10 protein-coding genes are annotated in these 12,246 nt (G+C 39.0%); 7 read left to right on the top strand and 3 right to left on the bottom strand.

Features of this window, described 5'->3' with window-relative positions; all coding sequences use genetic code 11:
* Positions 1 to 69 precede the first annotated feature (69 nt).
* The 6 genes from V179_RS0115150 to pyk all read left to right on the top strand — a co-directional run bounded on the left by V179_RS0115150 (position 70) and on the right by pyk (position 7,380).
* Complete coding sequence (locus V179_RS0115150) at positions 70 to 1,311, top strand: NAD(P)-dependent malic enzyme (protein WP_028392223.1); 1,242 nt, start codon at positions 70 to 72, stop codon at positions 1,309 to 1,311.
* Positions 1,308 to 1,934, top strand: coding sequence for a FadR/GntR family transcriptional regulator (locus V179_RS0115145; RefSeq protein WP_028392222.1), 627 nt, complete (start codon positions 1,308 to 1,310; stop codon positions 1,932 to 1,934). The genes V179_RS0115150 and V179_RS0115145 overlap by 4 nt, the downstream gene beginning before the upstream one ends.
* Positions 1,935 to 2,039: 105 nt before the next feature.
* Positions 2,040 to 2,906, top strand: a complete 867-nt coding sequence (gene accD / locus V179_RS0115140; RefSeq protein ID WP_028392221.1) for an acetyl-CoA carboxylase, carboxyltransferase subunit beta — start codon at positions 2,040 to 2,042, stop codon at positions 2,904 to 2,906.
* Positions 2,903 to 3,895, top strand: coding sequence for an acetyl-CoA carboxylase carboxyl transferase subunit alpha (gene accA, locus V179_RS0115135; RefSeq protein WP_028392220.1), 993 nt, complete (start codon positions 2,903 to 2,905; stop codon positions 3,893 to 3,895). The genes accD and accA overlap by 4 nt, the downstream gene beginning before the upstream one ends.
* Positions 3,896 to 4,629: 734 nt before the next feature.
* Positions 4,630 to 5,589 carry a 6-phosphofructokinase gene (gene pfkA / locus V179_RS0115125; RefSeq protein WP_028392219.1) on the top strand — a complete coding sequence of 320 codons (960 nt, stop codon included), beginning with the start codon at positions 4,630 to 4,632 and terminating at the stop codon, positions 5,587 to 5,589.
* Between the two features lie 33 nt (positions 5,590 to 5,622).
* Positions 5,623 to 7,380, top strand: coding sequence for a pyruvate kinase (gene pyk, locus V179_RS0115120; protein ID WP_028392218.1), 1,758 nt, complete (start codon positions 5,623 to 5,625; stop codon positions 7,378 to 7,380).
* A 139-nt stretch (positions 7,381 to 7,519) separates the two neighbouring features.
* Here the strand turns inward: pyk and V179_RS0115115 are convergent, their stop codons facing one another.
* Genes V179_RS0115115 through V179_RS0115105 form a run of 3 tightly spaced genes read right to left on the bottom strand, consistent with a single transcriptional unit; the run spans position 7,520 to position 10,649 of the window.
* Positions 7,520 to 9,127, bottom strand: coding sequence for a YndJ family protein (locus tag V179_RS0115115; RefSeq protein WP_034301229.1), 1,608 nt, complete (start codon positions 9,125 to 9,127; stop codon positions 7,520 to 7,522).
* Complete coding sequence (locus V179_RS0115110) at positions 9,114 to 9,728, bottom strand: DUF4166 domain-containing protein (RefSeq protein WP_028392216.1); 615 nt, start codon at positions 9,726 to 9,728, stop codon at positions 9,114 to 9,116. Before V179_RS0115110 ends, V179_RS0115115 begins: the two co-directional genes overlap by 14 nt.
* 9 nt (positions 9,729 to 9,737) lie before the next feature.
* The gene (locus tag V179_RS0115105; RefSeq protein ID WP_028392215.1) at positions 9,738 to 10,649 is read right to left on the bottom strand and encodes a DoxX-like family protein; all 912 of its coding nucleotides are present in this window, start codon (positions 10,647 to 10,649) and stop codon (positions 9,738 to 9,740) included.
* 320 nt (positions 10,650 to 10,969) lie between these two features.
* On the opposite strand from V179_RS0115105, the gene V179_RS0115100 reads away from it, so the two are divergent.
* On the top strand, positions 10,970 to 12,244 hold the full coding sequence (locus V179_RS0115100) for an MFS transporter (RefSeq protein WP_028392214.1): 1,275 nt from the start codon (positions 10,970 to 10,972) through the stop codon (positions 12,242 to 12,244).
* Positions 12,245 to 12,246 lie beyond the last annotated feature (2 nt).

Raw genomic sequence — 12,246 nt, 5'->3', positions numbered from 1 at the left:
TGGTCAGACCACTTATAAAAATGAAAAATTTTCCTAATTCTATCCGAACTAGTTCAAGGAGTGAATACATTGACATTAAGAGAAGAAGCACTGCATATGCATCGTGTCCATAAGGGAAAGCTTGAAACGGTTTCGAAAGTCCCCGTCCAAAATGCGAAAGATTTAAGTTTAGCCTATTCACCAGGTGTTGCTGAGCCGTGCAAAGAAATCTATGACAAACCAGAAACAGTATATGATTATACAATGAAGGGAAACATGGTAGCTGTTGTTTCCGATGGGACGGCCGTGCTTGGTTTAGGAAATATCGGACCTGAAGCTGCTTTGCCGGTTATGGAAGGAAAAGCACTCCTTTTCAAAAGCTTCGCCGGTGTCGATGCATTCCCTATTTGTTTGAAAACTACGGATGTTGAAAAAATCATAGAAACAGTAAAACTTCTTGAACCTACGTTTGGCGGAGTGAATCTAGAGGATATTGCAGCTCCCAATTGTTTTGTAATTGAAGAAAGATTAAAAAAAGAAACGAATATTCCGGTTTTTCATGATGACCAACATGGAACAGCAATTGTAACAGTGGCAGGTCTTGTTAATGCTCTAAGAATAGTAGGTAAGACGATGTCTGAAATTAAAGTAGTGGCAAGTGGTGCTGGAGCTGCTGGAATTGCGATCATTAAACTTTTATATAATTATGGAGTTCGTGACATTATTATGTGTGATTCCAAAGGCGCTATTTTTGAAGGACGCAAATATGGCATGAATGACGTGAAAGATCAAGTTGCACAAGTTACAAACCGCTCTAAAGTAGAAGGAACGCTTGAAGAGGTAATCAAAGGTGCCGATGTGTTTATTGGGGTGTCGGTGGCAGGAGCGCTTAGCTCAGACATGATTGCTTCGATGAATACGGATCCGATCATTTTTGCGATGGCAAATCCTGACCCAGAAATTATGCCCGAACTTGCTAAAGCTGCTGGCGCAAAAGTCGTCGGAACAGGCCGTTCTGATTTTCCAAACCAAGTTAATAATGTACTTGCCTTTCCTGGAATATTCCGCGGTGCATTAGATGTCCGTGCTACACATATCAATGAAAAAATGAAAGTAGCAGCAGTTGAGGCAATCGCTGGTTTAATTAAAGAAGAGGAACTTCACCCTGATTATGTGATTCCAGCTGCTTTTGATGAAAGGGTAGCACCCGAAGTGGCAGCTGCTGTTGCGAAGGCAGCGATGGAAACTGGTGTAGCAAGAAGAAAAGTAGATCCAGAAGACGTGAAGAAGAAAACGAGAAGGCTTGCTATTATTGGAAAGAGTGAAGAATGAATGATTTGAACAAATCAACGCCTTCAACTAAGCTTTATTTAGAGATTGTAGAAAAGCTTAGGGAAATGATTGACACAGATGGCCTCGTTTATGGAGATAAGATTCCTTCAGAGCGTGAACTATCAGAGCGCCTCAATGTAGGTCGTTCTTCCATCCGCGAGGCTTTACGAGCATTGGAACTTCTCGGGTTAATTGAAACTCGCAGAGGGGAAGGTACATTCATAAGAGATTATCAAGACCATAATCTCATTAAACTATTAGGCACCTTTTTTTTGCAAGATCCAAAGGTGAAACAAGATTTAGCTGAAACGAAAGAGTATCTAGAGACTAATTGTATCCGAATTGTCATTTCGTCATCTCCTGAACAAGACTTGGAGCAATTTCTAAACTGGGCAACTGGACAAGAATTTAGTGACGATGAATTTTTCACTAAATTGGTCGGCTTAAATAGTAACTTTTTAATGGAAAGAATATGGACGATTGTCAATAGCTATGCTAGAGCCGCGAATCAAGAATTCTTAGCGCTTGATTATAGCTCATACATTCGATTAATCCATTTGATGATAGAACGAAATATGAACCAGGCCATATCTCATTATTTGAAAAATATTAGAAAAAAATAAAATTACCTGATGAATGACAAGTTTTAACAAAGTTTTCATTTAACCTCTGTTAAAGTAGAGGACATGCATAAGGGGCAGAGAATTGCCGGTAAGGGAGGATTCATCTTGCTTAAAGATCTTTTTACGAAAAATAAAAAGAAGAAATATGCCACGATTCCGTCAGATCGTGATCAACAAGATGTACCGGAAGGTTTAATGACTAAATGTTCCGGATGTAAAAAAATCATGTACACGAAAGAACTTCAAAAAAATAATAAAGTATGTCTTCATTGCGGATATCATCATCAAATGACTGCATATGAACGCATTGAAAGTTTATTTGAACCTGGCAGCTTTATTGAAATTGATCGCAATATGCTATCAGTTAACCCGCTTGGCTTTCCAGAATATCTAGAGAAATTAGAGAAAGATAAACAAAAAGCGAGTATGAATGAAGCAGTTGTCACAGGTACTGGGAAAATCGAAGGGTATGATGTGGCAGTTGCCATCATGGATTCACATTTCCGAATGGGCAGCATGGGTTCGGTTGTTGGGGAGAAAATAACAAGGGCAATTGAAAAAGCAGGCGAATTACGCATTCCCTTTATTATTTTCACAGCATCAGGAGGCGCACGTATGCAAGAAGGTATTCTCAGTCTCATGCAAATGGCGAAAACCAGTGCTGCTTTAAAAATGTTCAGTGAGAATGGCGGACTAATTATATCAATTATGACGCATCCAACAACAGGTGGTGTTTCTGCGAGCTTTGCTTCATTAGGTGACATAAATTTGGCAGAACCTGGAGCGTTAATTGGTTTTGCTGGTCGTCGAATTATTGAACAAACGATCCATGAAGAGCTACCGGAGGATTTTCAAACAGCAGAATTTTTGCTGAAGCATGGTCAATTAGATGCTGTTATCTCGCGGACTGAATTAAAAGAAAAACTAGTGAATATATTGAAAATCCATGTTCCAGGTGGTGAATGGGTATGATAGGTGATTTAGAGTTTGAGCGACCAATAACGGACCTTCGGAAAAAAATTGATGAATTAAAAGAGCTGACCAAAACGGCAGATGTTGATTTAACAGCGGAAATTCAAAAACTGGAAAAACGGTTGGAGAATTTACAAGATGACATTTATAAAAATATGAAGCCGTGGGACCGAGTACAAGTAGCTAGACATCCTAACCGACCAACTACATTGGATTATATTCCACAAGTATTCAGTGATTTTCTAGAGCTGCATGGAGATCGTTATTTTGGAGACGATGAAGCAATCGTTGCTGGTATTGCCACGTTTGAAGGAATTCCTGTAACGGTCATTGGCCATCAGCGTGGTAAGGATACGAAAGAGAATATCAGAAGGAATTTTGGTATGCCTCATCCTGAAGGTTACAGAAAGGCATTAAGACTTATGAAACAGGCCGAGAAGTTTGGCCGTCCTGTCATTTGTTTTATTGATACAAAAGGCGCATTTCCAGGAAAAGCGGCGGAAGAACGCGGGCAAAGCGAAGCTATTGCGAAAAATATTTTCGAAATGGCTGGCTTAAAAGTGCCGATTATTTGTATTGTCATCGGTGAAGGTGGAAGCGGAGGCGCACTTGCACTTGGTGTAGGGGACAGAATTCTTATGCTTGAGAATTCAACGTATTCCGTCATCTCTCCTGAAGGAGCAGCAGCATTGCTATGGAAAGATGCCTCACAGGCAAAGCGTGCGGCTGAAACGATGAAAATTACTGCACAGGATTTATTAGGTCTTGGCATTGTTGATGAGATTATCCCTGAAGCTAAGGGTGGTGCTCATAAAAATGATTTAAAAGACCAAGCAACAGCTATTAAGGATAGCTTGAAGCACTCATTAAATGAATTATTGCCGCTATCAACAAGTGAAATCGTTGAGCAAAGATACACGAAATATAAAAAAATCGGGAAATACGAAATAGAAGAAGAACGAAATCTTGATCGGATTAAGTCTGTATAAGAGATAACCCCATCAGTGGGGACTCCCCACTGATGTTTAGTCATGCCACTTTCTCATGTCTTCGTCTGTATGCCCTATATTCTGAGGGTCCAAACTCTACCTCTGCTTAACTTATAGTAAGATTCACTGTATCTATTCTGGGTTTATTTTAATAATCGAGGTGACTGCCTGCTGTTAGGGTAGCCCTTGTTCCTAGCTCCTAAAGGCGAAGAGCTAATTGATTATATCCCGCTTAACGGGCTGTAAATCCCACACTGATTATAGTTTCACTTTATGGGGAAGAAGAAGACCTATCGAGAGTGCTGTCTTATGCTAGCCTTTGGATTAATCAAGGCGTTTAAACTGGGGGATAGTTCCTAATCCTCTTGTCTTTCTTTTTCGATTGATGAATGATCAATTGGAAAACTCGCCGAAGAAAAAAGGCGAGTTTTCTTTGGTTGATTCATAGAAGATTTTCCATTTATTTAAATCTAGAATATTTAGAAAAATTCACGGTTTTAATATGAACTTGCTTATGAATTTGCTTATTAAATTTAATTAATTAGGAAATAATGAAGAATGGCACAAAAATAGTTTACGAACGAAGATAACTATTCTAAAATGGATTGTTGAGGTATCTTTTATTTCCGTTAATAAGTGATATCATGTAGTCTTGAATTATTGCGATACTAATTATGAACAGATTAAATCTTATTCAAATTGGTAAATGAGAGATGTTAAAGAGGTGATAGAATTTGAAGAAAATTGGTGTACTTACAAGTGGTGGCGACGCTCCAGGAATGAATGCAGCAATTCGTGCAGTTGTTCGGAAAGCGATATATCATAATATTGAAGTGTATGGGATTTCTCGAGGCTATCAAGGGTTAATAGAAGGAGATATTCGCAAGATGGAAATTGGCTCTGTAGGCGATATCATCCATCGTGGAGGAACGATGCTACGTTCAGCCCGTTGTTTGGAATTTAAAACAGAAGAAGGCCAGTTAAAAGGGATTGAACAATTGAAGAAGCATGGTATCGAGGGGCTTGTTGTTATTGGTGGAGATGGATCATACCAAGGTGCACAGGCTTTGACAAGAAGAGGCTATCCATGTGTTGGTGTTCCGGGAACGATTGATAATGATATACCTGGTACAGATTTCACAATTGGTTTTGATACAGCTCTGAATACAGTCATTGATGCGATTGATAAAATTCGTGATACGGCAACTTCCCATGAAAGAACATATGTAGTTGAAGTAATGGGGAGAAACGCTGGAGATATTGCCTTATGGGCAGGTCTTGCCGGCGGTGCAGAAACGATTTTATGTCCAGAAAACAAGCATGACATCGAAGCTATTATCGCAAAATTAAAGCGTGGCGCAGAACGTGGTAAAAAGCATAGTATCATCATTGTTGCTGAAGGTGTAGGAAGTGCTGTTGACATTGCCAGAGATATTGAAAACACAACAGCATTTGATACACGTGTAACTGTTTTAGGTCATGTTCAACGTGGAGGTTCACCTACAGCAATTGACCGTGTGTTAGCAAGTCGATTAGGAGCACTGGCTGTGGAACTTTTGATGGATGGTCAAGGCGGTCTGGCAGTAGGAATCGTTGCGAATCAATTAGTCAATTATGATATCAATGAAACGTTAGTGAAAAATCATACAATTGATCAAAAAATGTATAAACTTTCAGAAGAATTATCAATTTAATTTTTAGTTAAAAACAGGAGGGGTAGTATCAACATGCGTAAAACCAAAATAGTATGTACGATCGGTCCAGCAAGTGAAAGTGTAGAGAAATTAACCCAGTTGATTGAAGCAGGGATGAATGTGGCTCGTCTGAATTTTTCTCATGGTGACCATGAGGAACACGGAGCTCGAATTAAGAACATCCGTGAAGCGGTTAAAATCACTGGAAAACCAGTCGCTATTCTTTTAGATACAAAAGGACCTGAAATTCGTACGCATAGTATGGAAAACGGCGCGCTTGAATTAAAAGCTGGTTCAAACATTATCGTATCTATGACAGAAGTTTTAGGTACGGAAGAAAAGTTCTCTATTTCATATGAAGGCTTAATTAACGACGTTGAAGTCGGTTCAAAAATTCTATTGGATGATGGTTTAATTGGTCTTGAAGTAACAGAAATTGATCGTACGAATAATGAACTACATACAAAAATTATGAACACAGGAACGCTGAAAAATAAAAAAGGCGTAAACGTACCTGGTGTATCTGTAAATCTTCCAGGAATGACAGAGAAAGATGAAAATGACATTCTTTTCGGAATTGAACAAGATGTTGACTTCATTGCGGCTTCATTTGTTCGCCGTGCATCAGACGTACTAGGAATTCGTGAATTGCTACAAAAAAATAAAGACTGTTCAATTCAAATCATTCCTAAAATTGAAAACCAAGAAGGCGTCGATAATATCGATGAAATTCTAGAAGTATCGGACGGCTTAATGGTAGCAAGGGGAGACTTAGGTGTTGAAATCCCTGCTGAAGAAGTACCACTCGTTCAAAAACAGTTAATTAAAAAATGTAATACGTTCGGAAAACCGGTTATTACGGCAACGCAAATGCTGGATTCTATGCAACGTAATCCACGTCCGACACGTGCAGAAGCAAGTGACGTAGCGAATGCGATTTTTGATGGTACAGATGCAATCATGCTTTCTGGTGAAACAGCAGCAGGAAATTATCCGGTTGAAGCTGTGCAAACGATGCATAATATTGCTTCACGTGCAGAATCTGCTCTTAACTACCAAGATATTTTATCGAAAAGAAGTAAAGACAGTAAACGTACAGTTACAGATGCTATTGGCCAATCTGTCGCTCATACTGCACTTAATATGGATGCTGGCGCAATCATTGCACCGACAGAAAGTGGTCATACAGCACGTATGATTGCTAAATATCGTCCAAAAGCACCGATTATTGCTGTTACATTCGATGAGCACGTATCACGTAAATTAGCACTTGTTTGGGGCGTTTACCCTCAAGTCGGAAAACAATGTGAAACAACGGATCATATGCTTGAAAATGCTGTAGAAGTAAGCTTAAATTCTGGACTAGTTCAACATGGCGATCTTGTTGTCATTACTGCTGGTGCAGTAGGTGAAGCAGGAACTACGAATTTGATGAAGGTTCATGTTTTGGGCGAGGTTCTTCTGAAAGCTCAAGGGATTGGCCGCAAAACTTCAAATGGAAACGTAGTAGTTGCAAGAACAGCAGCAGAAGCACTTGAAAAAGTGACAGAAGGATCTGTACTCGTAACAATTGGATCTGATCGAGATATGATGCCTGCTATTGAAAAATGTTCAGCTCTTATTACAGAAGAAGGCGGGTTGACTAGCCACGCAGCAGTAGTAGGTGTGAACTTAGGAATCCCTGTGATTGTTGGAGCGGATAACGCAACTTCGATCTTCAAGGATGGTCAACATGTAACAGTTGATGCTAGCCGCGGTGTGGTATATAAAGGCCATGCAAGCGTACTTTAATTCGTACTAAAAAGAATTCTTTAATAGGGTCAGGTCTCACTACTATGTACAGTAGCTGTGAGACTTGACCCTTTCGTTTTCCTTCTGTAAACACCAGGAATGTTTATCATCACTATATGTCCGCATTCCAGTAATGAATCTACTTATGAACGTCATTATTATGATAAATAACATACTCTATTTTTAAAAAAGGTATGGAAAAAATCCACATAGTATGATTAGCCACAAGCGTGCCGTCAGCTGTTTCTTTAACATGAAATTGTTCATCAATTGGCAGTTTTACTAGCCAGTGTTTAATGGCTAAATAGATGCCAGAATCAGCATTTAGTGTATGTACTTTTTTACTTGAAAGCTGCAATTCATTACCTATTTGGTTCAGTTCGAGAATGCCAATCATTGCTGACCATGGCAGAGGAAGCGAAATATTCATATAGGTTCTGCTGTCCTTTTCATGTGTTGAGTAAAGAGCAACAAAAACAATCTCTTCTTTGATTTTCCTTACCCAGGCTCTAGTATTAGCCCGACCATCCTTTTCGTCGTTAATCGCGAAAATCTCACCGGTCATTTCGATCTGCCGATTTGAAAGAGGCAGATCGATTTGTTTAACAGACCTACTTATAGGTCGATAGATGATGGCGAATGGCTTAAACCATGCCTGCCATTTAACTTTAGCAAAGAGCCTGTATTCATTCGTATTTTCATAAAAATCAATGATTCTGGGTGCTAATGTTTGCCGGTTGATTTCTGGTTCGTACAGACCCATATGATCAATCAATCCCTGATAATGGTTGTTCTCAATGATTTCAGCAAGGATGTTTTCGCCAATTACATGTTTTCCTCTTATCTTGCTTATGGGAAACGTCCATTTGATTACAGTTGTTGGCGGAATCGAAATAGACCAGCCGATAATCCCTATTAATGCAAATCCAACAGTATTAACAAAACCGTGAAAACGGAGCATGAAGTCGATGCTAATAGAATGAGTACCGAATAGATTCCCTGAAGCATACAATAAGGAAAATAATATCGTGATACCTAAAGATGTAAATGACAAACAGACGAGCCACTTCTGTAATGTTCTTGAATATGGTGCTTGGAAGGATAAGTGAATGAGCCCATAAATCCCAATCATATAGGCGATAACTGATAGAAGCTCAATCACTATTGAAAAAGTAATGCCAAGAGCGACAATCATTGGAGCAATGAGAATAATACTCGTGATCACGCTATATGAACGCGGCTTATAGATTCTTCCGAGAAAACCGACAAAAATCGGCAGTAAGAAGGCGGAATAATGAAAGTGAATCGCTGTCAGCCACGTTAGCATGGGCGTAAATCCGGTGTCGATGTTGGCGGTAAAAGCAAAAAACCAAATTCCGCCCATTCCTAAATACATCATCGCCATATTAATCGAAAATTCCTCTATATGCGTAAAACCACTCATAAAGAAACGACTTAAACCATATAAAGCAACAACAAAGGTAAACAATAAATAAACCGCTGCTAACAAGACGTCCCACTCAGTATTTGTTGTGAGTTGGATTAGGACAATGGAAAGATAAGCGGGAATTGAGATAAAGGGATAAAATTTTGAAAACCAATCACCTTTAGTCAGGATTAACTTTAAGGTAAGTGGCACATAGACAATTTGTGCTCCTGTTAACAATAATAGATGCCACGGGCCTTTACCGAAAAAAACGACAAGCAAGAATAGAATAATCGACAGTAAGATTTTAGCAACGTTCATTCGGTGTAAATTCTCCTTCATAGGCAAAAATCAGACCGATTAGTGGATTACGCACTTCTACTTTTATCGAAAAGACTTTCCGGTCTTCTATATATGCCTCGGTTACGGTTGCTAACCCTTGTAAAAATTTCGGTACAGGGATTTCAAGCAACCCTAAAACGAGACGTTGATCTTTTGATTCGATTTGCACTTCACCAGTTTGTGAAACATGAAACGAAAGATCAGAGTAGAACAAGCTAGGTTCCCCTAAATAATCCTTAATAACAAGTCGTTCATGATCCAAGCTCATGACTGCATTGAAAAATCGTTTCTTGCCTTCAAAATAAAAAATGCGCTCCCAATGAATCTGTTCTTCGCCATTATTGCCAATTCGTGCCGTATTCACGATTGAAAAAGGAATAAGGTGACCATGCTCTGGGAATAATAGCTTCCAGTTAACTCCTAGTAAGAAGAAAGGATAAAGCCATTTTGGTCCACCTTTTATCGTTTTCATCACACCATATGCTTGAAACGGCTTTTTGGCAGAAATATCATACCTCTTTTGCAGCATAGGATGGAGTACATTAAATTGGTTTCCTAGTACTTTTTTATATATAGACATGCTAATCTCCTAATCTCTTTCTCTCTGTCGTTTACAACTCTTTGCGGAAGGAATATCTTTGCTTAGTAGAAATCCAATAATGGAAAGAGTGAGTAAACTCAAATTGAAGGTGAGTGGATTAAAAGGATGAATTAAATAATCTAGTTCAGCCATTATTGCAGCGAAAGTAAGTAATGGAAAAATGATGATTTGGAATCCAAAAAGCTTTCGTTTGTTTTTATAAAATAGCCAAAAGAAACCGAAGAGTACTTCCGCAATTCCAATGAAGATTACTAACCACTCTGCATATTGTGTAATGAATGGAAATCCTTTTTGGATCATCGCTATTTCCTCTGGGTGTGTGTAGAGTAATTTCGGAAAGAATCCGTGATAGCTCCAGACGAAGAAGAAAAGAAAGGAGATCATCCAGCTGCTAAAAAAACGTATATATTGAGTCGCTGGTGTTTCACCTTTTTCCAGCCATCTTTTCAGCACATCAAAGCTAAGTGCAGTTGCCCAGCCAATCAGTGGCCGAAACAGAAAACGATCGAATTCATGACCAAGACGGCCAAAATTCACGTTATATGTATACTGTGTTAAGAAGGTTATAGCATCTTTTTTCTGCTTATATTGCCAATAGCCTTTGCCTTCTTTAATGATGGAAATGGAATCATCTGTCCCAAAGTGCAACGATGATGTTCTTGACCCATCTTTCCCAGAATGTGATCCTACAGTCGCGCCCCAGCCTTCTATACCCCATCCAGGTACGATCTTTGTTTTATAGGAAAACTTCTGCGGCTCATTATCTTCACTTTGTAAATAGGTAATGGAAGTAAAACGAAGATCCCATTGCTCATGAAAGTTTGGTGTTTGTGTTGCCTGCCATAGCTTGTCCATCTCTGAATCGATATCTATTTCAACATAGATTGGCTTCGTATTCATTGATCTCACCTCTAATTGTAGCTTATCACAGTTGGAAAATTAGGGAAATGATAAATGAATATATTTGAAAAATTGCAAAAAACTTCTGTTTGTAAATGAATCATAATTATTAGTAAATAAATGGTTAAAAGTCTGATAATTATGTTCCAGAATAGTACTATTATAGTAAGGGGGAGATGAACCTTCATCAAAACCCTGTTTAACAAGAAGGGTTATACGCAACAAAAAGTCTTTTAAATAAAAGTTGAAGGCAAATGAGTGGGTAAGGTATTGAACAATGACTAGAAATGTATCTGATATATCAAGGGAGGAATTTATGAATGGGGAAAATGTCCACACCTGAAAGAAGCTGGGCCTTGTACGATTGGGCAAATTCGGCGTATTCGATTGTCGTCGTCACAGCCATCTTTCCCTTATATTTTAAATCAGCCGCGAGTAATGCAGGTATTGCAGCACATACATCTACTGCCTATTGGGGGTATGCTAATTCGCTTGCGACACTTTTAGTTTCGATTTTGGCTCCATTACTCGGAACGATCGCCGACTTTAGGGGGTTTAAAAAAAGATTTTTTACTTTTTTCGCATCATTAGGTGTAATCTTCACGTTGATGTTATCCGTTGTTCCAAATAATCAATGGCTGATTTTATTGGGATGCTTTGTATTGACGTCTATCGGTTTTGCGGGAGCGAATATCTTTTATGATGCATTTCTTGTCGACGTAACTGACAAAGAAAGAATGCATCGGATCTCTGCTAATGGATATGCATTAGGGTATATCGGCAGTACAATTCCGTTCGTTATCAGCATTGCTTTTATTATTTTGGCCCAACAAGAGATAATTCCGATTTCTGTGACGGTAGCTAGTCAGATTGCCTTTGCTATTACAGCTTTATGGTGGGGACTATTCACTATACCAATGCTAAAAAACGTAGAACAGAAATATTATGTGGACCGTGTACGACATCCTGTTGCAACGAGTTTTAAAAAACTGTTCCTCACTTTGAAAAACATCAAAGCGTACCGTGCGTTATTTCTCTTCCTATTGGCCTATTTCTTTTACATTGATGGCGTCCATACAGTTATTACCATGTCTACAGCGTATGGGTCTGATTTAGGGCTCGACGCAACGACGCTTTTAATTGTCTTATTCGTTACTCAAATCATTGCCGCTCCTTTTTCGATGCTTTTCGGAAAACTGTCCGATCGATTTAATGAAAAAAGAATGATTGCAGTCGGAATTCTAGTTTATATTTTTATCTGTATTTATGCCTATTTCTTAGAGTCTGCACTCGACTTTTGGATTCTTGCAATGCTGGTCGGAACGTCGCAAGGAGGCGTGCAAGCCTTGAGTCGATCTTATTTTGCCAAGCTGATTCCAAAAGAATCTTCGAATGAATTCTTTGGTTTTTATAATATCTTCGGTAAATTCGCAGCAATATTAGGACCAGTCCTAGTTGGTGCAACAGCGCAAATGACAGGCAACACAAGCAGCGGCGTGTTCAGTCTGATTATCTTATTCGTCATAGGAGGCATCTTGTTGCTTCGTGTACGAGAAGACGGTGAGCCGGTATCTACGACAACGATTTCTAGTTAAAT

Origin of the sequence: Bacillus cihuensis, assembly GCF_000504145.1 — a bacterium.
Taxonomy (GTDB): Bacteria; Bacillota; Bacilli; order Bacillales; family DSM-1321; genus Peribacillus; species Peribacillus huizhouensis.
The sequence above is the reverse complement of the archived record's forward strand: the minus strand, read 5'-3'. Positions and strand labels throughout refer to the sequence as shown.

Excerpts from the sequence above, each read along its gene's own strand:
- V179_RS0115145 (WP_028392222.1), top strand. The coding sequence starts at position 1,308 with ATGAATGATTTGAACAAATCAACGCCTTCAACTAAGCTTTATTTAGAG.
- accA (WP_028392220.1), top strand. The coding sequence starts at position 2,903 with ATGATAGGTGATTTAGAGTTTGAGCGACCAATAACGGACCTTCGGAAA.
- pyk (WP_028392218.1), top strand. The coding sequence starts at position 5,623 with ATGCGTAAAACCAAAATAGTATGTACGATCGGTCCAGCAAGTGAAAGT.
- V179_RS0115115 (WP_034301229.1), bottom strand. The coding sequence starts at position 9,127 with ATGAACGTTGCTAAAATCTTACTGTCGATTATTCTATTCTTGCTTGTC.
- V179_RS0115110 (WP_028392216.1), bottom strand. The coding sequence starts at position 9,728 with ATGTCTATATATAAAAAAGTACTAGGAAACCAATTTAATGTACTCCAT.
- V179_RS0115105 (WP_028392215.1), bottom strand. The coding sequence starts at position 10,649 with ATGAATACGAAGCCAATCTATGTTGAAATAGATATCGATTCAGAGATG.
- V179_RS0115100 (WP_028392214.1), top strand. The coding sequence starts at position 10,970 with ATGGGGAAAATGTCCACACCTGAAAGAAGCTGGGCCTTGTACGATTGG.